Source organism: Prauserella sediminis (assembly GCF_014195435.1).
Classification (GTDB): Bacteria; Actinomycetota; Actinomycetes; order Mycobacteriales; family Pseudonocardiaceae; genus Prauserella; species Prauserella salsuginis.
In genome coordinates this window covers 1,708,548-1,730,419 of the sequence record NZ_JACIBS010000001.1, presented here as the reverse complement: position 1 = coordinate 1,730,419, position 21,872 = coordinate 1,708,548, and the positions used below count along the sequence as shown (strand labels likewise).

Here is a 21,872-nt window from a genome sequence, read left to right as displayed (position 1 = left end):
CTCCCTGGTGAACGCCCCTCTCGCATCGATCGTATCTGGGTTTGGCGCCCATGACACCGGGGCCGGTGAAAGCCCCTGAAACGGCCTGCTAGGCTATCGGTGCTGCCGCAGAGAGGCACTCGCGCGAGTGGCGGAATGGCAGACGCGCACGGTTCAGGTCCGTGTGTCCGAAAGGACGTGTGGGTTCAACTCCCACCTCGCGCACATAAGCGAAACGCCCCTTGCTCACGCAAGGGGCGTTTCGCTTTGTCAGCTCCTGCGCTCGGCACCGCGTGTTCTGCGTTCAGGACGCCGTGTCCTGCGCTCGGTACCGCGTGTTCTGCATTCCGGGGCGCGTGTTGCGAGTTCCGGGGCCGTGTTGCGGGTTCCGGAGGTCGTGTTGCGGCCATCACCAGATCCGGCATTGCAATCGAGGTGCCCCAGGGGCGTCTCCCCAGGGGAGACGTGACTGTGGAGACGTGACATCGCGTTGATCTCGTTGACGGGACGTGGGTGAGGGCCGCGGCTACGGTTGGGCGCGTGAACGAATCGTGGTCCGCGCGCACCCGCGCCATCCTCGCCGGCCGCCCCGACGCCGGTGACGGCAATCCCGCCAATGCCCCGCTAGTCCCGGCCAGTGCGCTCGGTCTCGAGTACTCCCGCGAGGTCGGCACCCCCACGTGGGCGGCGTTCGAAGAGGCCGTCGGCGCCCTCGAAGGCGGCACCGCGACGGCGTACGCCTCCGGCATGGCCACCGCCACCGCCGTGCTCGACCTGCTGCCCGCCGGGGCGACGATCGCCGTGCCCGTCTACAGCTACGCCGGCACCCGCGGCGCGTTCGACCACGCCCAGGAGCGGGGAAAACTGACCGTCCGGCGGATCGAGCCCACCGACACCGACGCCTGGATCGCCGCGGCAGGCAAGGTGGACGTGCTGTGGCTCGAATCGCCGACCAACCCGACGCTCGACGTCATGGACCTCGACGCGATCCTCAGGGCCGCCGGTTCGGGTGACCGCAAGCCGCTGACCGTCGTCGACAACACGTTCGCCACCCCGATCGGGCAACAGCCCCTGGGCATGGGTGCCGACGTGGTGGTGCACAGCGTCACGAAGTTCATCGGCGGGCACAGCGACCTGCTCCTCGGCGTCGCCGTGACCGCCCGCGACGACTTGTCGACATCGCTGCGTGAGGCGCGCACCCGCACGGGCACCACACCCGGTGCGCTCGAGGCGTGGTTGGCGCTGCGCGGACTCCGCACGCTCGGGGTGCGGCTGGCCGAGGCGTCGAAGACCGCGTCGCTGCTGGCCGATCGGCTCGCCGCGCATCCGGCCGTCGTGCGGGTGCGTTACCCGGGATCGGGCGCCATGGTGTCGTTCGACCTCGCCGACGCCGACGCAGCCGAACGCCTCTGCGCGAACCTGAAGCTCATCCACAACGCGACGAGTCTCGGCGGAGTCGAGAGCACCATCGAACGCCGCGCTCACCTGCCGGGGGATTCGCACGTACCCGCCGGTCTGCTGCGGCTGAGCGTGGGCCTCGAAGACCCCGAGGACCTGTGGCGCGACGTGTCGGCCGTCCTCGACGGCTGATCCTCTTGACCGCCGATCGGCGTGGTGTCAAGGTCGCCTGCTGATCGGGTGCTCCGAGGTGGCCGGGAGGCGGTGACGGATGGCGACACGGCGGTCGGCGCTCTCGGCGTTGGCGTCCGCCGCGGTGTTGGCCGCGCCGCTCGCATTGGCCGGTTGCACCGCCGGTTCGACGGCGATGGTGGGGACCGGCCCGTCGACGCTCGCCGTGGGGCTCACCGCCGAGCCGCAGAACTTCGACTTCACCACCACCGACGGCGCCGCGATTCCGCAGGCGCTGCTCTACAACGTGTACGAGACGCTGGTGAAGGTCGACTCGGACGGTGAGATCGTCGGCGGCCTCGCCGAGTCGTGGGACGTCAGCGACGACCGCACGGTGTACGACTTCCAGCTGCGTGAGGCGACGTTCAGCAACGGCGAACCGTTCACCGCATCGGATGTGAAGTTCTCCATCGAACGGGTGCAGCAGGACTGGACGATCTCGCTGAAATCGGGCATGGACGTCGTCGACCGTGTCGAGGTCGTCGACGACCGTCACGCGCGTGTCGTGTTGAGCAGGCCCAGCAACTCGTGGCTGCGTGCCATGACCACCCGTATCGGTGCGATGTTCGACCCGGCAGGCGTGGCCGACCTGGCGAACGACCCCGTCGGCACCGGTCCGTACGACGTGGAGAGCAGACGCCGCGGGGATTCGATCGTGCTCACCCGCAATCCCGAGTACAGCAACCCTGAGAGCCCGCGGCCCGCGCCCGGCTACCGCACGGTCGTGCTCAAGTACTACGCCGACGCGACGGCGCTGAACAACGCGCTGCTCTCCGGCGGCATCGACGTCATCTCCGGGGTGACCGCTCCCGACTCGCTGCCCCAGTTCGAGGCGGACAACCGGTTCCGCGTGCTGCAGGGCACGACGAACGGCGAGGTCGTGCTCGCCTTCAACAACCGCCGCGCGCCGCTGGACGACGTGCGGGTGCGCAAGGCGTTGACGTACGCCATCGACCGGAAGGCGCTGCTCGAGGCGGCATGGGGCGGGCGCGGCGAACTGATCGGCAGCATGGTGCCGCCCACCGATCCGTGGTTCGAAGACCTCTCCGGTGAGTATCCGTACGATCCGGACCGCGCCCGCAGCCTGTTGCGCGAGGCCGGGCACGAATCGCTGCGGCTGGACCTGCGCATCGCCAACCTGCCGTATGCCGTGTCGTCGGCCCAGGTCATCGCTTCGCACCTGAAGAAGGTCGGCGTGACCGTCGACATCGAACCGCTCGACTTCCCCGCGGTGTGGTTGCAGCAGGTGTTCACCGACGCCGATTACGACATGTCGATCGTGCAGCACGTCGAACCGCAGGACATCACCACGTTCGGTGACCCCGACTTCTACTGGGGCTACGACAGCGACCGGGTGCAGCGCCTGCTCACCGAGGCCGACACCGCGCCGCCCCGGGAGTACATCGCCGACATGCGCGAGGTCGCCAGGACACTGTCCGACGACGCCGCCGCCAACTGGCTGTTCCTGTTCCCGAACATCGTCGTGGCGAAGAACGAGGTCCGTGGGCTGCAGGCCAACCAGGTGAGCGAGTCGTTCGACCTCACGGGGTTGCGGCGGCAGGGGACGTCATGACCACGGCCGAACGTGTGGCGGGCGGTGCGAGTCCGGCGGCGGCGATCGCGCGCAGGTTCGTGATCTTCGTGGGGAGCGTGATCGTCGCGTCGATCGTGGTGTTCGCGTTCATGGCCGTGCTGCCGGGTGATCCGGCGCAAGTCGCACTCGGAGTGAACGCGACGCCGGAACTGGTCGAGCAGACGAGGCAGGAGTTCGGCCTCGACCGGCCACTGGCGACGCAGTATCTCGACTGGGTGGGCGGCCTGCTGACCGGGGATTTCGGCACGTCGTACGTCACGAAGGAGGCGATCGGGCCGCAGCTGCTCGACCGGCTTGGCGTCACGCTGTGGCTGGTCGGCGCGGGAATGCTGGTCGCGCTGCTGATCGCCGTGCCGACGGGGATCGTCGCCGCGGTGCGGCACCGTAAGCCGAGCGGCGTGGTCGTGTCGGCGGCCTCGCAGGTGGGCGTGGCGGTGCCCGCGTTCCTCGCGGCGATCATCCTGGTGCAGGTGTTCGCGGTGCAGCTCGGCTGGCTGCCGTCGGGTGGGTGGACACCGCCCGCCTACGACGTCGGCGCGTGGCTGCGCGGGCTGATCCTGCCCGCGGTGTCGCTGGGCCTGGTGCAGGGCGCGGTGCTGACGCGGTACGTGCGCTCCGCGGTGCTCGACGTGCAGCGGGAGGACTTCCTGCGCACGGCGCGAGCCAAGGGATTGCGGCCGTATCCGGCACTGGTGCGGCACGGATTGCGGAATGCGGCGGTGCCGGTCGTGACGGTGCTGGGAGTGCAGCTGGCGACCCTGCTCGTCGGGGCGGTGGTGGTCGAGCGGGTGTTCGTGCTGCCGGGGCTGGGCAGCATGCTGCTCGACTCCGTCGCGGCGCGGGACCTGCTGGCGGTGCAGGGCATCGTGCTGGTCCTCGTCGTGGGCGTGCTGCTGGTGAATTTCCTGGTCGACGTGCTCTACGCGGTCCTCGATCCCCGGTTGCGGAGGTCGTGATGCGCGGAAACCTCGTCGTCGGCGGAGCGCTCGTCGGGCTGGTCGTCGTGACGGCGCTCGTGTCGCTGCTGTGGACGCCGCTCGACCCGCAAGCCGTCGACGCGAGCGTGCGGCTGCTCGGGCCGACGTCGCAGCACCTGCTGGGAACGGACAAGTTCGGCCGCGACGTCTTCAGCCAGCTCATGGTCGGTGCGCAGACGACGCTGTACGTCGGGATCGTCGCCGTGGGGCTGGCTGCCGTGGCCGGCGTGCCGTTGGGCGTGCTGGCGGCGATGGGCCCGCGGTGGCTCGGGGAACTGGTCATGCGAACCAGTGACCTCGTGCTGGCGTTTCCCGCGCTGTTGCTGGCGATCATGCTCGCGGCGGTCTACGGGGCGAGCACGCTCACGGCGATGATCGCCATCGGGGTGGCGACCGTGCCCGCGTTCGCACGTGTCGCGAGGGCGGGCGCGCTGCAGGTGCTCTCGCGGGAGTACACGCTCGCCGCGCGTGCGGGTGGTCGCTCGCGGTGGTGGATCGCGTGGCGGCACGTGCTGCCGAACATCTCGGGCATGGTCGTGGTGCAGTCGTCGGTGTCGTTCGCGATGGCGGTGCTCGCCGAGGCCGCGTTGTCGTTCCTAGGGTTCGGCACGGCGCCGCCGACGCCGTCATGGGGGCGGATGCTGCAGGAGTCGCAGGAGCTGCTGGCCGTCGACGCGCGGTTGGCGCTCGTTCCGGGGTTGGCGATCGCGGCCGTGGTGCTGGGCTTCAACCTGCTGGGCGACGGCCTCCGCGACCACTTCGACCCCCGCCTGGAGGCCCGCCGATGACCGAACGCGACCGCCCCCAGGGGCACCTTGGGGGCGTTGATCGGGCACTGCCGCGCGGAGCGCGTCCGTCTGGGTGGCGGCGGGAGACGGGCGGGAGTCCCGAATCTTCCCTTGATCAAGCGCCGCCACCCGATCGCCACCATGACGATCTGCTCGCCGTCGACGGGCTGCGCATCGCCCACGGCGACGTGGCGCTGGTCGACGACGTGTCGTTCCGTATCGCGCCGGGGGAGCGGGTCGGGCTCATCGGTGCGTCCGGCTCGGGAAAGTCGCTCACCGCGTCGGCGATCATGGGCCTGCTGCCGGACGGACTGTCGGCGGCCGGGTCGGTGACGCTGCGGGGACGCGAACTCGTCGGCGCCTCGGAACGCGAGCTGTCCCGGCTGCGCGGTAAGGACCTCGGCATGGTGTTCCAGGAGCCGATGACCGCGCTCAACCCGGCGATGCGCGTCGGCCGGCAGGTCGCCGAGGCGCTCACCGTCCACGGCACGGCCCGTCGCAGGGCGACCGCCCGCGCCCGCGAACTGCTCGACCGCGTCGGCCTGCCGGAGCGGACCGCGCGCGCTTACCCTCACGAACTCTCCGGTGGGCAGCGACAGCGCGTGCTGCTCACCATCGCGCTCGCCAACGATCCGGCCCTGCTGATCTGCGACGAACCCACGACGGCCCTCGACGTGACGGTGCAGGCCCAGGTGCTCGACCTCGTCGCCGAAGGCGTGCGCGACCGGGGCAGCGCCCTGTTGTTCATCACCCACGACCTGGCCGTCATCGCGTCGGTGTGCGAGCGCGTGCTGGTGTGCCGTGACGGCCGCATCGTCGAGGAGGGCCCCGTCGAGACGGTGCTGTCGGCGCCCGAACACGACTACACGCGACGACTCGTGGAGGCCGCGCTGTGACGTCCAAACCCGACAGTGCCGCCCCGGACGCCGCTCCCGGAAGCGGCCCGATCGTCTCGGTACGCGACCTCGAACGCACGTACCGCGGCGGCGTGCACGCGCTGCGCGGGGTGTCACTCGACGTGCCGCGCGGTGGCCGGTTCGGCATCGTCGGCGAGTCCGGCTCCGGAAAGTCCACTCTCGTCAGACTTCTCGCCGCGCTCGACCGGCCGACCGCCGGCACGGTCACGTTCGAAGGGCAGCGCATCGACCACCGCCGCGAGTCCGACCTCGGGTTCCTGCGACGGCGACTGCAGATCGTGTTCCAGGACCCGATGGGATCGCTCGATCCGCGCATGCGCGTGCGCGACATCATCAGCGAACCGCTCGGCCGCACGCGTGACCGCGACGAGCGCGTGGCCGAACTGCTCGACGCCGTCGGCCTGCCCTCCGATGCGGGCGCGCAGTATCCGCACCGGTTCTCGGGCGGGCAGCGCCAGCGCATCTCGATCGCCCGTGCGCTCGCACCGCGGCCGGAGGTGCTGATCGCCGACGAGGCCGTGAGCGCGCTCGACGTGCTGGTCCGCAAACAGATTCTGGACCTGCTCACCCGGCTGGTCGACGAGTACGCGCTCACGCTCGTGTTCGTCTCGCACGATCTCGGCGTGGTGCGGAAGATGTGCGACGAGGTCGCCGTGATGCGCCGGGGTGAGGTCGTCGAGCACGGACCGGTCGACGAGGTGTACGACGCGCCGCGCCACGACTACACGCGCGAGCTGATCGCCGCGGCCCCGACGCTGCACGGTGCGCTGCGGGCACCGGCCGGATCGGCGACGTCCGAGGCCTCCGCAGCCGGGGCCGAGTCGTCCGAACCCGAGCCACCACCCGAGGGTTGACCGTCCGAAAAGGAGTGAGCCGATGACCGGACTTCCGGAGAAGACCGCGACGGAACTGATCAGCGCGTACCGCACGGGCGAGGTGAGTCCGGTCGAGGTCACCGAGGCGGTGCTGGCACGGATCGACGAGCGCGAACCGCAGCTGCACGCGCTGTACGCCTTCGACCCGGACACGGCGCGGGAGTCGGCCGCCGCATCGGAGCAGCGGTGGCGCGCGGGAACCCCGCTGGGTCCGATCGACGGCGTGCCGCTGACGATCAAGGAGAACATCGCGACGCGCGGAACCCCGAAGCCCCTGGGAACGGCAGCGACGAGGCTCGAACCCGCACCGGTCGACGCGCCCGCGGCTGCGCGGATCCGAGAGTCCGGCGGCGTGCTCCTTTCGAAGACCACCATGCCCGACTTCGGGATGCTCACGTCGGGGGTGTCGAGCTTCCACGAGCCGACGCGGAATCCGTGGGATCTCACGCGCACGTCCGGCGGGTCGAGCGCCGGTGCGGGTGCTGCGGCGGCAGCCGGGTACGGGCCCCTGCACGTCGGTACCGACATCGGCGGGTCGATCCGGCTGCCCGCGGCGTGGTGCGGCATCGTCGGGTTCAAGCCGAGTTTCGGGCGGGTGCCCGTCGACCCGCCGTTCCCCGGCAGGACCGCAGGGCCGATGACGCGGACGGTCGCGGATGCCGCGTTGTTCATGCGTGTGCTGTCGCAGCCGGATGCGCGCGACCACCTCTCGCTGCCACCGTCCGAACCGGACTGGTCGTGTCCGCCTGCCGACCCGTCGGCTCTGCGGATCGGGGTGCAGCTCGACCCGGGTGTGGGGCTACCGGTCGAACCGGCGGTGCGTGACGCGGTGGCCGCAGCGGCCCGCCGGTTCGAGGCCGCCGGCGCGACGGTCGAGCTCGTCGAACCGTGGCTCACGCGGGAGATGCTCGACGGGCTCGACCGGTTCTGGCGCACCCGCCTGCTCGCCGATCTGGCGAAGCTCGACACCGGTGCCGTGCTGCCGTACCTCGTGGAGTGGGCACGCGCGGCCGAAGACCTGTCCGCTGTGGACGTCTACCACGGGTTCGCCCAGATGGACGCGATCGCCGTCGCGACTCTGCGGGCCACCGAGCCGTACGACATCGTGCTCTCGCCGACCTGTCAGGTGTCGCCGAATCCGTTCGACACACCGTCACCCACCGGGGACCCGGCGCGCCCGTTCGAGCACATCGCCTTCACGCTCCCGTACAACATGTCCGGCCAGCCCGCGGTGTCCGTCGACTGCGGACGCGGTCCCGACGGCCTGCCCATCGGGCTGCAGCTCGCGGGCCGGCGGTTCGCCGACGTCGGCACCCTGCGCGCGGCCGCCGCCTTCGAAACCCTCTGACGCCGCCCACCCCCTCGCCGTGTTGCGCTTTCCGGGGCCCGTGTTGCGTTCTTCGGGGACCGTGTTGCTCCCACCCGCCATCCGGCCACCGCTTCCCGTCGGCGCGCTGGCGCGCGACGACGGCCTGCTGGGGGCTGTGTTGCGGCCTTCTCGTCTCCGGTGTGTCCCTGCATCCGGGAGGCCTGGTCCGCCGCTCAGGTGATCGGCTGAGTTGCCGCACCTCCCAGAGCTGATTCCTGCTAATCCTTGACATGAATTGCCGATCGGGACGAAACTCGGTCGACCGTGTGACGCAGGTCTCGAGGAGGAGACGATGACGGGTCGGATGGCAGGCAAGGTCGCGTTCATCACCGGCGCGGCCCGCGGGCAGGGCAGGAGCCACGCGGTGCGGCTCGCGGAGGAGGGCGCGGACATCATCGCGGTCGACATCTGCGAGGACATCGAAACGGTGACCCCGTGCTACTCGCTGGCGACCGAGGAGGACCTGGCGGGCACGGCGAAACTCGTCGGCGATCTCGGCAGGAAGATCGTGACGGAGAAGGCCGACGTACGTGACTTGGGCGCGCTGCAGAAGGCGTTCGACCACGGGCTCGCGGAGCTGGGCCGGGTCGACACGGTCGTGGCGAACGCGGGAATCGCGACGGCGTTCACGAAGTCGTGGGAGCTCAGCGCGCAGCAATGGCAGGAAATGATCGACGTCAACCTGACCGGTGTGTGGCACACCGCGAAGGTCGCGGTGCCGTCGATGATCGAAGCGGGCCGCGGCGGGTCGCTCGTGTTCACGAGTTCGATCGGCGGGTTCAAGGGCATCCAGCACGTCGGCCACTACGTGTCGGCCAAGCACGGCATCGTGGGCCTGATGCGCACGATGGCGAACGAGCTCGCGCCGCACGCCATCCGCGTCAACACCGTCCACCCGACCAATGTGGACACGACCATGATTCAGAACCCCGGCGTCTACTCGATGTTCGCTCCCGGGGATCCGGAGCCGTCGCAGGAGAAGGCGATTCCCGGATTCACGTCGTTGAACGCGCTCGACGTGCCGTGGGTCGAATCGAAGGACATCAGCAACGCGGTGCTGTTCCTGTCCAGCGACGAGGCTCGTTACATCACCGGCGCGACACTGCCGGTCGATGCGGGCGCCAACATCGTGTGACGACCGCTTCAGGTCAGGTCCGCCAGGCGTGAGTACGAGTCGAGCATGTCGGCGCGGTCGTGCGTGCTCATCGTGATGAGCAGTTCGTCCGCGCCGGTGTGGTCGACGAGCTCGGTGAGTCCCCTGGCGACGTCGGATTCGGTGCCGTGGATCTGCCCACGCAGGGCGTCGTCGAGGTAGCGCCGTTCACGTTCGCCGGGCGTGGGCACCCGGCCGGGCGGCAGCAGCGGTGGGAAGACGCCGTCGATGCGCGAGCGGACCATCGCCCACGCCTCCGGAAGGAGCAGTTCGCGCGCCTGTTCGCGGCTGTCGGCGACGGCGGCCGCGGTGGACACGATGACGTGCGGCGCCGGCCACTGCGCCGACGGCCGGAACGTCTCGCGATAGTGCCTGATGTGGTCGGCGAGCCGGTCGACGTCCCCGAGCGGTGCGATGACCAGCGCCGCACCCAGTTCCGCCGCGAGTCCGGCTCCGGACCCCGTGGCCAGTACGAACAACGGCGGCGGCCGCAGCCCCTCCGCGGGAAGGCCGCGCACCCGATGGTCACCGTCGAAGTAGCCGAGCAGGTCGCGGACGTCGTCGCCGAAACGGCCGGCATCGGTCTTGTCGGCACCCAGCGCGGTCCGTACAGCACCGGTGAACCCGACGGAACGGCCGAGTCCCATGTCGACCCTCCCGGGATGCAGCGACTCGAGCGTGCCGAACTGTTCCGCCACGACCAGTGGCCGATGGTTCGGCAGCATCACCCCACCCGTCCCGACGCGGATCGTCGACGTCGCGGCGCCGACAGCGGCAGCCAGCACCGTCGGAGCCGCACCCGCGATGCCGGGCACGCCGTGATGCTCGGCGACCCAGAACCGCCGGTACCCGAGCTGTTCCACGTCAACGGCGAATCGCACCGTGTCACGGAGCGCCGCGGCCGGATCCTGGCCGTGGCGGACGGAGGCGCGGTCGAGCACGGACAACGGTGGTAGCGGCACGTCCGGTGCAACGTCTGTACCTCCGCGCGGATTCCCCGCGTGTCCTGCACCCAGACGCGCGTGTCGTGCACCCAGACGCGCGTTCCGCGCTCGGACGCCCGTGTCCTGCACCCAGACGCGCGTTCCGCGCTCGGACGCCCGTGTTCTGCGTTCGGGGTTGCTGTGCCCGCGTGCGGCATCCGGCTAAGCGCGCTGCTCCGCGGGTGCGGGTGCGACGTCGTCGACGAGGTGCCGGCCGAACGCGCGCCAGGCGACGACCGTCAGCACTGCCATCAGCGCTGCGGCCGTCCAGAAGGGCGCCGTGACACCGAACGCCTTCACGATCGGACCACCGGCGAGACTACCGAGCGCGGCGCCGCCGACGCCGAAGAGCATGTGCACGCTGTTGGCACGTCCGCGCAGCGCATCGGGCACGATCCGCTGCCGCCAGGACACCGAAACGACGTCCCACACGCCGTTGTGCATGCCGAAGATCACCAGCGTCATGGCGGCCACCCACGGTTCGGTCACCAGCGCCAGCACGACGTGCGTGAGCGTCTCCAGCACCAGCCCGGCGCGCAGCAGCACCGAATCGGCCAGCCGCGCACGCAGCCTGCTCACCAGGCCGGCGCCGATGATGCCGCCGACCGCCATCGTCGCCAGCAGCACGCCGTAACCGATCTCGCCGAGCCCCAGTCGCTGCTGGGCGTACACCACGAAGATCGCCAGCGTCGAGAACAGCGTGAGGTTCATGCCGCACAGTGTCACGCTGATCATCCGCAGCACCCGGTTCCGCCACATCCACTGCGCACCCTCGCGAATCTCCGTCCACAGCGGACGCCGCTGAACCGGTGCGGGGGTGCCCGCGCGCCGCGGCAACGTGCCCAGCACGACGGCGGCCAGCGTGAACGCAGCGGCGTTGAGTCCGAACGGGATCGTTGCGGCCAGCGCGAACAGTGATGCGCCCAGCGGCGGTCCGACGAACTGGTTGACCCCCATCTGGACGGCGACGAGCCGGGCGTTGGCCTTCGGCAGCGCCGCCACGCTCACGAGGGTCGGCAGCATGGCGTTCGACGCGTTGTCCGCGAGCGTCTCCGAGGTGCCGATCAGGAAGAACGCCGCGTAGATGATCGGCACCGATACGGTTCCCGTGGCGATCGTCGCTGCCAGTCCGGTCACCACCGCGCCGCGCACCAGATTGACGACGACGAGCAGTCTGCGCCGGTCCAGCCGGTCCACGTAGGCACCGCTGATCAGCGAGAACAGCAACCACGGCAGCTGCGTTACGAACACCGCGCTGCCGATCAGCACCGGGTCGTCGGTGAGGGACGACACGAGCAGCGGGCCGGCGGCGAGGGTGACGCCGTCGGCGACGTTCGTCAGCGCCGACGCCGTCCACAGGCGCGCGAATTCGCCCCCGAGCCGAATTCGCTGCCGGCCCCCGCCGCCCGCTCCCCGTGTGATCACGACGCGTCAACCTAGGCCGGGTGGGAGGGCGGGGCAACGGAATTTCGGCCGCGCAGCGCGATGCTTACGCGCAGCGCAATGCTTACCCGCAGTGCGACGCCGGTACGGAGTCGGCAGGGGACGGTTGCCCCGCCGCTCCTAGCGGTGGTGTACGGCGGGCGGGGTGCAACACGGCCCCTGGAATCCGCAACACGGCCCCGGAATCCGCAACACGGCTACTTCGCCGCGATGGCCTCCGCCAGGTCGAGGACGCGCTGCGCCTCGGCGACATGCAGGTTCTCCACCATCCGACCGTCGACCGTCACGACGGCCTCGCCGTTCGCGCGGGCGGACTCGAAGGCGTCGATCACCTTGCGGGCGTGGGCGATCGCCTCGTCGGACGGGGCGAACACGCGGTTGCACGGTTCGATCTGCCCCGGGTGGACCAGGGTCTTGCCGTCGAAGCCGAACTGTCGCGCCTGGGTGGCTTCGGCCTCGAAGCCGGCGAGGTCCTGTACGTCGTTGTAGACGCCGTCGAGGATCTGCTTGCCCGCGGCACGTGCCGCCAGCAGCGACAGCGACAGGCCGGCGACGAGCGGTGCGCGGCCGGCCGCGGGTTCGGCGTGCAGTTCCTTCGCCAGATCGTTGGTGCCCATGACCAGGACCGACAGCCGGTCGCTCGCGCCGGCGATCTCCTCGGCGTGCAGCATCGCGACGGGCGTTTCGAGCATCGCCCAGATCGTCGTGTGCTCGGCTGCCCCGTTGAGCTCCAGCGCCCGTTCGATCGTCATCACGTCGCGCGCCGAGTTCACCTTCGGCACGACGACGGCGGCCGGACCCGCCTGGGCGGCGGCGCGCAGGTCCGCGTCGTGCCACTCGGTGTCGATGCCGTTGATGCGGATCGCCACCTCACGGCCCCCGTACTCGCCGGATGCGGCCGCCGCGCACACGCGTTCCCGTGCGGAGTCCTTCGCGTCGGGCGAGACGGCATCCTCCAGGTCGAGGATCAGTGCGTCCGCGGGCAGGGTCTTCGCCTTCTCGAGCGCCCGCTCGTTCGCGCCGGGCATGTAGAGAACGGAACGGCGCGGTGCCACGCGCGGACCTCCTTGTCGCTGTCGGGATGGTGGGAGTGTCGCCGGAAGGGCTGTCGGGATGATGGCTGGTGGCGGGTCTGTGCGCTCGTCGGGCTCTCGCACGTTCGTTGCCGCCTTTGTCCTTCCTATTGAATCCGGAGGCCGAATGTGCTGATCTGGAGTCCGTCCAGTTCAGCACGGGTGCGGACCACCCCGTTTCGGTGGTGTGGACCGCTCGGCTCCCGGCCAACGGAGACGATAACCGCCCGTCGCAGTCGATGGCTGCGGTGAACGTCACCGCACAGCGTGGAATGCCCGGTAGGTCCCCCGTTCAGCCGTACGTCACCCATACGGCAGCACCGCCGGGCCGAACTTCTTTCACCGCCCACCGACCGATCACCGACCGCTGAGCGCCGTCGATCGCAGCTACCCCGCCAGGGCGCAGACGTCGGTGGTGTTTCGGTTGCAATCTGATTTGGCAGCGCTTCGCGGCGCGGACCCGACCCGCCAGGCACGGCCGACGGGACGGAACGGCGACCGAGGAGCTGCACCGGCGCAGGGGCTGGTGAACACCACGGGCTCGCGGGGCAACCCGGCGGGCGGTGTTCGGAGTAGAGAGCCATCCAACGAGGAGCCGCTCACCCGAGCGGGCTTCGAACGAGTACGGGAGGCAGATCCGTGGCGGCGACACCCGGACAGACCGCGATCACGAACGGCGCGAACGGAACGCGTTCGGTGCCGAGTCGGGTGGTCCCGCCCGTCGAACTGCCGGAGAATGTCGACGCGCTGGCCGCCGACGCCGCGGCGAGCCTCGGCTGGCACGGCGCGGTGCTGCCGCCGCTGACGATGTTCGGCAGGCGCGTCTACGTCGTGGCGAAGCTGCGCCCGGAGGCGCACGCCGAGCGGATCGCCCTCGGCCACGAGCCCGTCACCGACCGCGCGCAGGTGTCGACGTGGACGTGGCCGGAGCTGGCCGACACCGCTCCGCCGCCCGCGGCCGACATCGTGGGCGTGCTCGCGGTGGCGCGGCACTGGCGCACCGGACTCGCCGCGACCGTGCCGTTCTCCCGCTACGGCGAAGCGGCGATGGTGCTGCCCCAGTCGATGACCCTCACCCACGACTACGTCGACAACTGCCTGCCGCGGGCGCGCACGTACGGCGTGGCCGTCGTGTCGGCCGACGACGAGGCTCACGTGACGCTCGACGTCGAAAGCCACAGCGACCGTGTCCTGCTCGGCCGCGACGCCGTGTGGCGTTGGGTGAACGAGGTCGTCTACGAGCAGCTGATCGCGCTGGAGGACGCCGGCGCCGCATCGTCGGAGGAGACGACCCAGCGCGCGTAGGCCCACCCGTCGGCTGGCAAACCGTCCACCGCCGGAGCGCCCGCACTGTGGCGCTCCGCGCCGCTGCCTACGATCGGGGCATGCGCGTAGTCATCGCCGGTGGACACGGAAAGATCGCCCTTCATCTCGAGCGTCGCCTCGCCGCCAGTGGTGACGAGGCCGTCGGCGTCATCCGCAACGCGGAGCATGCCGACGACCTGCGGGACGTGAGCGCCGAACCCGCCGTGCTGGACCTGGAAACCGCCACGGTCGACGAGGTGGCAGCCGTGCTCGACGGCGCCGACGCGGCGGTGTTCGCCGCGGGTGCAGGTCCCGGCAGCGGCGCACCGCGCAAGGAAACCGTCGACCGGGGCGCGGCCGTGCTGTTCGCGGACGCGGCAGAGCGCGCGGGTGTCCGGCGGTTCGTGCAGGTCAGCGCCATGGGTACCGATGGCCCGTTCGACGAGGACGTCCTGGGCGAGGTCTTCGCCGTTTACCTGCGGGCCAAGGCCGCCGCCGAAGCGGACCTGCGTCGCCGTGAGCTGAACTGGACCATCCTGCGCCCTGGCAGGCTCACCGACGACGCTGCGACCGGCCTGGTCCAGCTCGCAGACAGCACGCCCCGCGGTGACGTTCCACGGGACGACGTCGCGGCGGTGCTCGCCGCCCTGCTCAGCGACGACCTTGCGTTCGGCCGCACGCTCGAATTGGCGGCGGGAAACACGCCGATCGCGGAGGCCGTCAGCCGGTTGTGACCGGCCCGAGGACCCGGTCGAGGTAGCCGTTGCGGAACACGCCTTGCGGGTCGAGGTCAGCGGTCACGCGCAGGAAGTCGTCGAACCGCGGGTAGCGCTCGCGCAGCGTCGTCGCGTCGAGGTCGTGCAGCTTGCCCCAGTGCGGTCGTCCGCCGACGGCGCCCGCGATCGCGGCGAACGCCAGGAAATACTCGCGGTACGGCATGCCGACGTACTGGTGGATCGCCACGTAGGCGGTGTCGCGGCCGTAGGCGGTCGACAGCCACACGTCGTCGGCCGCGGCGACCCGCACCTCGGCCGGAAACGCCACCGGGGTCTCCAGCCTCGGCACGAGCGCCCGCAGTTCCCGCAGTACGTCGCCCACCGCCTCGCGCGGCACCGCCCACTCGGACTCGACGAACCGCACCGATCGCTGCGTCGCGAACACCCGGTGCGAGACGTCGCGGTAGGAGCGCGTCGACAGCACCGACGACGACAGCCTGCCCAACGTCGGCACCAGCGCGGGCACCGCCCTGCCGAGGCGGCACAGCGTTCCGAACGCCGCGTTCTCGGTGAGCGTGTAGTCGACGAACTCCCGCAGTTTCGACAGCGGTTCGGCTGGTCCCGGCACGCGGTTGTTGCGTTTGACCAGCGCGTTGCGGCCGTAGGGGAACCAGTAGAACTCGAAGTGGTCGTTGGTGTCGGCGTGATCGTCGAACGCCTCGAGAACGGCGTCGAGCGGTTCCGGTCCTTCGTGGGCGTCGAGCACGAAGGCCGGTTCGCACTGCAACGTGACGGTGGTGATCACGCCGAGGGCGCCGAGGCCGACGCGGGCCGCGGCGAACAGCTCGGGGCGTTCGGTCTCGGAGCAGGTGACGACCGAGCCGTCGGCCAGCACGAGTTCCAGGGCGCGGATCTGCGTCGCCAGGCCGCCGAAGCGGGCGCCGGTTCCGTGGGTGCCGGTCGAAACGGCGCCCGCAATCGTTTGCGCGTCGATGTCGCCGAGGTTGCTCATCGCCAGGCCCACGCGTGCGAGCTCGGTGTTGAGGCGGCGCAGCGTGGTGCCGGACCGCACGGTGACCAGTCCGGTGTCGCGGTCGGCGTCGAGCACGCCCGCCCATTCGGTGAGGTCGAGCGCGACGGAATCGGTGGCCGCGACGCCCGTGAACGAATGACCACTGCCGAGCGGGCGCATCCGCATGCCCGCGTCGGCGGTCTGCCGGACGGCTGCGGTGATCTCGTCGAGATTCCGCGGACGGTGTAGCCGTTGCGGACTCGACGTGGCGGTGCCGGCCCAGTTCGTCCACGTCGTCACGTGATCACCTGCCTGCATGAGATCGAAAGAATATGTGAATAGGTTTCGCGTTTCAAGGTTCTCTGACGTACGGTAGTCGCCGTGACCACCGTGAACGCCGCAGCGTACGACGCCGCGACCCAGGATCTCGACCCACCATTGGCGGTCGTTGATCTTGATGCGTTCGATGCCAACGCGCGGGACCTCACGCGCCGCGCCTGCGGCGTGCCGATCCGCATCGCCAGCAAGTCCGTGCGCTGCAGATTCCTGCTCGACCACGCACTCGCCATGCCCGGTTACGCCGGCCTGCTGTGTTACTCGCTGCCCGAGGCGCTGTGGCTGCATCGGTACGGCGTCAGCGACGACCTCGTCGTCGCCTACCCGACCGTTGATCACGCAGCGTTGCGCGCCCTGGCTTCCGACGACGCCGCGCGAACGGCCGTCACGATCATGGTCGACTCGACCGAGCACCTCGACGCGGTCGACGCCGCGCTCGGCGGTGCCCACCCCGAGATCCGCGTCGCGCTCGAGCTCGACGCCTCGTGGCGGCCCGCGCCACGGCTGCACATCGGCACCCGCCGGTCGCCGGTGTTCCGGCCGCGGTCGGCGCACACACTGGCGTCGCGGATCGCCGACCGCCCCGGGTTTCGCCTCGTCGGCGTGATGGCCTACGAGGGACAGATCGCGGGCGTGCCCGATGGTGGTCGCGGCCCCTCGGCGCGCCTCGTGCGGTGGATGCAGCGGCGCTCGGCCGCCGAACTCGCGCAACGCCGCGGGGAGGTGGTCGACGCGGTGCGCCGCGTCGCGGACCTGGAGTTCGTCAACGGCGGCGGCACCGGAAGTATCGAATCCACAGTCGACGACCCGTCCGTCACGGAGGTCGCCGCAGGGTCCGGTCTGCTCGGACCGGGACTGTTCGACTCCTACACGCGGTTCACCCCCGAGCCTGCCGCGGTGTTCGCCCTGCCCGTGGTGCGCAGGCCGTCACGGGACCTCGCGACCGTGTTCGCGGGCGGCTACATCGCGTCCGGGCCGGCGAAACCGTCGCGGCTGCCGACGCCCGTGGCGCCCGCCGGGCTGACCCTGCTCGGTGTCGAAGGGGCCGGCGAGGTGCAGACACCCGTGAAAGGCGCGGCCGCGCGGCGGCTGGGACTGGGCGACCGGGTGTGGTTCCGGCATGCCAAAGCGGGCGAGCTCGCCGAACGTTTCCCGGAGTACCACCTGGTCCGGGGGGCGAGAATCGAGCGCACCGTGCCCACCTACCGCGGCGAGGGAACGTTCTTCGGCTGACGAACGTCGCGCGTCAGCAACATCGCGGCCCCCAAGGGCACCTTTGGGGCGTTGAGCGTCCCCAAGGTGCCCTTGGCGACACCGCCGGGGTGCACCTGCGCAACGGGTCAGTCGCCGAACCGGCTCGCCAGGTACGTCTTGATGAGGGCTTTGGTTTCGGCGACGACCTGCGGGTCGCCCTCCGGATCGGTGCGGAATGCGAACTTCAACAGCGAGTCGGCAGCCTCGACCGCGATGGATATCGGCAGGCCGACCTCGTCGCGTGGGAGGTCGACGTGGTTGGCGACGAGGTCGGCGAGCGCGTCGGTGATGACGCCGTTGTTGGTGCGTTCCGAGTCCAGGAGCTGGACGTCGACGGCGTCACCGAAGTGCACCCGGGAAAAACCCGGCACTTCGCGGTGCATCTGGAGATAGATGTCGAGCAGCGAGTCGACGATCTCCCACCAGCTCTGGTGGTCGACGCCGCGGAACCGTTCACCGACGGCGTCGAGGAACCGTTCGAGGTTCCGGTGCGTTAGTGCCTGCACGATCGCGCGTTTGTCGGGGAAGAACTGGTACAGCGATCCGACCGCCACGCCCGAGCGCTTGGCGACGAGCGTCGTCGTGAGCGCGTCGTAGCCCTCCTCGGCCAGCAGTTCGGCCGCGGCGTCGAGCATGCGCTCGACCCGTTTGGCGCTCCGTTCCTGGACGGGCTTGCGACGTAGCGGCGGCAAGTCGGTACGGCTCTCAGTCACGTGACGCTCCCTCACTCTGCGTGGGGAACTCTAACGCGCAGGTAATGCCGTCCACGGTCGAGTGATCGCTGTGTGACGGCGCCGAGATGGGCCGTGTCAGTGCCGTGATGAGTGGACCGCGGTGACAGGCCGACCGCGGGGCCCACGTCTGCAGCTGTGACGCGTCGACCGTGGTGGGAAGCCGGTTCCGGCGGCGAGGTGTCGTCGCCGGAACGGCGTGAGCGGTCTGTTGGGACCGCGGGCCGGTGCCGGTCGGGGGAGGGGAATCTTCGGCACCGGCCCGCGGGGATCGGGGCCCTTGCGTAGGCGGGGATCTACTGCGGGCTACTACCGCGGCCGGGGGATTCAGCCATCCGGATTAACCGGACACTGAGACCGCGGGGTTTCCATGTGGAGTTATTAACGCGCTGTCACGGCCTCCAACCTAACCATGGATTACCGCCTCCGCCAGCAAACGAAAGGCTGATTTTCCGATTAATCAGGTTGACTGTCGTGTTGGAAGCCGGCGGCCGACCCGTCTCGCTCGGGGGTACGAACGAACCGGCCGCCGGCCGGGACGGGCCGCAGCCCGTCGCCTGTTCGCATGCCGCTACCGGGTCGGGGGTCCGGCGACGGCATGCCGGGCCGGCGTCGGTGTGACCAACGCGTGCCGACCCGTTTGCTCGGGGACCGCGGCGGGCTCGTCGGAGCGCCGCGGGGATGTCGCGGAGGGCGAGTGCGCCGAAACGTGGGCTGGCGCGCCCTTGCGGCGCAGCTTCCGCTTGGTCGGCTGTTCGGGCGCCAGGCCGCCCGCCACGAGGTGTTCGTGCGCCACCTGCCACACGGTGCACGGGGCCTTCACCCGGCGCCAGCGTGTGGAACAGGTCGGGCAGTGGCCGCCGTCGTCCGGCTCATGGGAACGGAGCATCACGCGCCAGCCGTCGGTCAGCCGGGGCAGCTCCGAACGCGCGACCGACACCAGCGACGGTTCGTCGCCCCGGTCCGCTAGGTCGGACAACATGTCGAGGCGTTCCCATACCGCGTTGCGGAGCACCTGACCGAGGATCTTGTCCACAGAAAGTCACCGTCACCTTTCCGCCAGTCCGGCGGCTTCGCCGAGCGCGGCCGTGAGCCGGCCGAGCTGGGTGCGGGTCAGCCGCGCCGCTTCACCGGGCGGGCCGACCAGCACTATTTCGTCGTCGTCCACGTACACCGTCATGCAGCGTTCGCGGCCAATGAGATCGCCGCACTGCACGCGCCAGACGACCTGACCGTTCTCTTCACGGTGGGCCGCCGGGGCGCGGTAGTCGGCTGTGGGGACCGGGGAGAAGTGTTGCCGGGCGGCCGGGACCGAGGCCCCGGCCGGGGAGCCGGCGGTAGTGGCCGGATCGGCGGCAGGCGGGAGCGCGGAGGTCGACAGCGCGGCACTGGACGACGCGGCACCGGATGACGCGGCACCGGACGAGCCGCTGTCGGACAGCGCGGCGTCCGGCGCACCGCTCACCGACGCATCGGGCAGTGACGACGTGCCACACGAGGTGGCAGAGGATGCGATCTCCACGTCGTCTCCGTTCCGTGCTCGTCGGTGGTCGATCCGCCGGTCGGCGGATGCGCCTTCCTGCTGTCCTGGGCTGCGGTTCCGGTCGGGCGTTCCTGTTGCTGCCGTTGCCGTTGCCGTTGCCGTTGCCGTTGCCGTGCTCGCGCTTGCCGTTTCCGCGCTGCTGTCGCAGCCGGTCGGTCCGCCCGCTCACGGGCTTCGCCGACCACTCCGCACCCGCCTGCCCGGACCATCCGTACGGGCCCCGGGTGCGGAGGGCCGGTACGGCCGGTCCGGACGCCTGCTGTGCGTCGCCGAATCCGGCCGGTGTTCGGTTGTGGGCTCTGCCGTGCTGTGTTCTTCCGTGCACTGCACTGCACTGCCATGCACTGCACGGCCATGCATTGCACTGCCGTGTTCCCTCTGCGGCTGGGCCGCGGTGGGTCGTTCCGCAGTGCCTTGACTTGCAGTGCCTTACTCGTGGTGCCTTTTTGTGCAATCCCTACTGGGTGCAGGGCGCGGGAGTCCGGTGGAGCTGGAGTCCGGATGGAGCTGGATTCCGATGGATCTCCCGGGTGATCGCGGACCGTGTTCGGGTGGTCACGTCGATCCCGAGAACTAGATTGCGATGAATGAAACGCCGATAGAAGCCTCGGTGGGCCGGATAGCGGCGACCGGCTACGGCTGGCCGTTAAGCGGTCGACGAAGTTCGGCAGAGCCGATCAGGGGTCACAAATCGGGTTTCGCGCGGTTCAATGTGAAGTGCCTACGCTGCTGACGACGCCCGGAAGGACTGTGGAGGGGCGCATGGACACCACCGACAACACGGCGATCGCCCGCATCTCGCGAGGCGCGAACGAGGACTCGTCCGAGCTCGCGCCCAGCCGCCTGGACCCGGAGGTCTGGGAAGGCGACGAGATGCGCGATGCGCTCTCCGTGCGAAACGTCAGTGAGGTCTACCGCCAACTGCGCAAACACGGTGTGTCGCAACGCCAGATCGCTGCGATGACCGGCCAGTCACAGTCCGAGGTCTCGGAGATCCTGAAAGGCCGTCAGGTCATGGCCTACGACGTGCTTGCCAGGATTGCCGCCGGCCTGGGTATTCCCCGTGGATACATGGGTCTCGCATACGACGAGGCCACCGAGATTCAGGTCGCCGGAGCCTCCGGCGAGCAGCAGGCTGAGGAGGACGAGTCCGTGAAACGGCGGAAGTTCCTCGCGCACGCGGCCCAGGTCACGATGGGCGCCGCGGTCTTCGGATCGTCGGCGGAGGCCTGGGCGGCGAGCCCCGCAAGGACACCCGCGCCGGGACGCATCGGGGTCACCGATGTCCGGCAGGTCGAAGCCGCCACCAGGGCTTTGCGTGCGCTCGACTACCAGTACGGCGGCGGTTTCTGCCGCGACGCCGTTGTGGCACAGCTGTCGTGGGGACAGCAGATGATGCAGGCCAGCACCACCGACGGGGTCAGATCGCGGCTGTTCGTCGCACTGGCCGACCTGCACAGTCTCGCCGGCTGGACGTCGTTCGACACCGGGCTGATCGACTCGGCCCGTGGTCATTTCGCGAATGCCCTCAACCTGGCGAAACAGGGCGACAACCACCCGCTGGTCGCGAACATCCTGTACCGCATGGGCCGCGTGTACCTGCACCAGGAAGCGCCGAACGACGCGCTGAAGCTGTTCCAGCTGGGGCAGATCGCGGCGCAGGAGTCGGGCTCGGAGCTGGCGGTCGCGGTGTTGTGCGCCAACGAGGCGTGGGCGTACGCGATGATGGGCAACTCGGACCAGGCTGTGAAACTGCTGGGCAGTACGCGGGACGAGTTCGCGCGTGCCGACCTGGTCAACGCCGAGTCGTGGGTCAAGTTCTTCACCGAGACCGATGTGCACGCGATGGTCGGCACCGTGCACACGGAGCTGGCGCAGTCGGCCGACCCGATGCACACCAAGTACGCGATTCCCGCCCTGAGCAGGGCCATCGACGCCTACAACGACGAGATGGCCCGCAGCAAGGTGTTCAACCTGGGCATGCTCGCCACGAACCACATGATCGACGGCGACATCGACGTGGGCGTGCGCACCGGCGGCAAGGCGCTCGACTCGGCGGAGGGGCTCAAGTCCGCCCGCGTCGAGCAGCGGATGCAGCCGCTGAAGAAGGAGGCCGCTCGCCGGTCCAACAACCCGGATGCCAGGGACTTCGTCGAACGGATGAACACATTCTTCACCTAGTCGGCGGCCCGCTC

The 21,872-nt window shown here is 70.1% G+C and carries 19 protein-coding genes and 1 tRNA gene; 13 read left to right on the top strand and 7 right to left on the bottom strand.

Annotated elements, in window-relative coordinates; genetic code table 11:
- Nucleotides 1-121: 121 nt before the first annotated feature.
- The 9 genes from FB384_RS07805 to FB384_RS07765 all read left to right on the top strand — a co-directional run bounded on the left by FB384_RS07805 (nt 122) and on the right by FB384_RS07765 (nt 9,263).
- Nucleotides 122-204: transfer RNA gene (locus tag FB384_RS07805), tRNA-Leu, on the top strand.
- Between the two features lie 315 nt (nt 205-519).
- A complete protein-coding gene (locus FB384_RS07800; protein WP_183780835.1) occupies nt 520-1,569 on the top strand; it encodes a trans-sulfuration enzyme family protein in 1,050 nt (349 codons plus the stop codon).
- Nucleotides 1,570-1,648: 79 nt separating this feature from the next.
- Nucleotides 1,649-3,181 (top strand): ABC transporter substrate-binding protein, encoded by a 1,533-nt coding sequence (locus FB384_RS07795; RefSeq protein ID WP_183780832.1) that lies wholly within the window; start codon nt 1,649-1,651, stop codon nt 3,179-3,181.
- Entirely contained in the window at nt 3,178-4,158 is a 981-nt protein-coding gene (locus FB384_RS07790) for an ABC transporter permease (protein WP_183780829.1), read from the top strand. The genes FB384_RS07795 and FB384_RS07790 overlap by 4 nt, the downstream gene beginning before the upstream one ends.
- Entirely contained in the window at nt 4,158-4,967 is an 810-nt protein-coding gene (locus FB384_RS07785; RefSeq protein ID WP_183780825.1) for an ABC transporter permease, read from the top strand. Before FB384_RS07790 ends, FB384_RS07785 begins: the two co-directional genes overlap by 1 nt.
- Entirely contained in the window at nt 4,964-5,863 is a 900-nt protein-coding gene (locus tag FB384_RS07780; protein ID WP_183780822.1) for an ATP-binding cassette domain-containing protein, read from the top strand. Before FB384_RS07785 ends, FB384_RS07780 begins: the two co-directional genes overlap by 4 nt.
- A gap of 50 nt (nt 5,864-5,913) precedes the next feature.
- A complete protein-coding gene (locus FB384_RS07775) occupies nt 5,914-6,738 on the top strand; it encodes an ABC transporter ATP-binding protein (protein WP_183785146.1) in 825 nt (274 codons plus the stop codon).
- Nucleotides 6,739-6,760: 22 nt separating this feature from the next.
- Entirely contained in the window at nt 6,761-8,107 is a 1,347-nt protein-coding gene (locus FB384_RS07770; protein WP_183780819.1) for an amidase, read from the top strand.
- Between the two features lie 313 nt (nt 8,108-8,420).
- Complete coding sequence (locus FB384_RS07765) at nt 8,421-9,263, top strand: mycofactocin-coupled SDR family oxidoreductase (protein ID WP_183780816.1); 843 nt, start codon at nt 8,421-8,423, stop codon at nt 9,261-9,263.
- A gap of 8 nt (nt 9,264-9,271) precedes the next feature.
- On the opposite strand, the gene FB384_RS07760 is transcribed toward FB384_RS07765, so the two are convergent.
- From FB384_RS07760 to FB384_RS07750, 3 genes are all read right to left on the bottom strand, one after another.
- Nucleotides 9,272-10,243 (bottom strand): LLM class flavin-dependent oxidoreductase, encoded by a 972-nt coding sequence (locus FB384_RS07760; RefSeq protein WP_183780813.1) that lies wholly within the window; start codon nt 10,241-10,243, stop codon nt 9,272-9,274.
- 183 nt (nt 10,244-10,426) lie between these two features.
- The gene (locus tag FB384_RS07755; RefSeq protein ID WP_221212668.1) at nt 10,427-11,689 is read right to left on the bottom strand and encodes an MFS transporter; all 1,263 of its coding nucleotides are present in this window, start codon (nt 11,687-11,689) and stop codon (nt 10,427-10,429) included.
- Between the two features lie 215 nt (nt 11,690-11,904).
- Nucleotides 11,905-12,762 (bottom strand): HpcH/HpaI aldolase/citrate lyase family protein, encoded by an 858-nt coding sequence (locus FB384_RS07750; protein WP_258936413.1) that lies wholly within the window; start codon nt 12,760-12,762, stop codon nt 11,905-11,907.
- Nucleotides 12,763-13,419: 657 nt separating this feature from the next.
- On the opposite strand from FB384_RS07750, the gene FB384_RS07745 reads away from it, so the two are divergent.
- Together FB384_RS07745 and FB384_RS07740 are read left to right on the top strand one after the other, a co-directional pair.
- A complete protein-coding gene (locus tag FB384_RS07745; RefSeq protein ID WP_183780810.1) occupies nt 13,420-14,085 on the top strand; it encodes a hypothetical protein in 666 nt (221 codons plus the stop codon).
- A gap of 80 nt (nt 14,086-14,165) precedes the next feature.
- Nucleotides 14,166-14,819 carry an NAD(P)H-binding protein gene (locus FB384_RS07740; RefSeq protein WP_183780807.1) on the top strand — a complete coding sequence of 218 codons (654 nt, stop codon included), beginning with the start codon at nt 14,166-14,168 and terminating at the stop codon, nt 14,817-14,819.
- Here the strand turns inward: FB384_RS07740 and FB384_RS07735 are convergent.
- The gene (locus FB384_RS07735; RefSeq protein ID WP_183780804.1) at nt 14,806-16,113 is read right to left on the bottom strand and encodes a D-arabinono-1,4-lactone oxidase; all 1,308 of its coding nucleotides are present in this window, start codon (nt 16,111-16,113) and stop codon (nt 14,806-14,808) included. The genes FB384_RS07740 and FB384_RS07735 overlap by 14 nt on opposite strands.
- A gap of 90 nt (nt 16,114-16,203) precedes the next feature.
- On the opposite strand from FB384_RS07735, the gene FB384_RS07730 reads away from it, so the two are divergent.
- Nucleotides 16,204-17,382: an amino acid deaminase/aldolase gene (locus tag FB384_RS07730; RefSeq protein WP_407676092.1), complete on the top strand. Its 1,179-nt coding sequence runs from the start codon at nt 16,204-16,206 to the stop codon at nt 17,380-17,382.
- Nucleotides 17,383-17,489: 107 nt separating this feature from the next.
- Here the strand turns inward: FB384_RS07730 and FB384_RS07725 are convergent, their stop codons facing one another.
- From FB384_RS07725 to FB384_RS07715, 3 genes are all read right to left on the bottom strand, one after another.
- Nucleotides 17,490-18,116 carry a TetR family transcriptional regulator gene (locus FB384_RS07725; protein WP_183780798.1) on the bottom strand — a complete coding sequence of 209 codons (627 nt, stop codon included), beginning with the start codon at nt 18,114-18,116 and terminating at the stop codon, nt 17,490-17,492.
- Nucleotides 18,117-18,705: 589 nt separating this feature from the next.
- On the bottom strand, nt 18,706-19,170 hold the full coding sequence (locus tag FB384_RS07720) for a hypothetical protein (RefSeq protein ID WP_183780795.1): 465 nt from the start codon (nt 19,168-19,170) through the stop codon (nt 18,706-18,708).
- Nucleotides 19,171-19,182: 12 nt separating this feature from the next.
- Entirely contained in the window at nt 19,183-19,599 is a 417-nt protein-coding gene (locus FB384_RS07715) for a hypothetical protein (protein WP_323985158.1), read from the bottom strand.
- Nucleotides 19,600-20,550: 951 nt separating this feature from the next.
- On the opposite strand from FB384_RS07715, the gene FB384_RS07710 reads away from it, so the two are divergent.
- On the top strand, nt 20,551-21,858 hold the full coding sequence (locus FB384_RS07710) for a helix-turn-helix transcriptional regulator (protein WP_228726255.1): 1,308 nt from the start codon (nt 20,551-20,553) through the stop codon (nt 21,856-21,858).
- Nucleotides 21,859-21,872 lie beyond the last annotated feature (14 nt).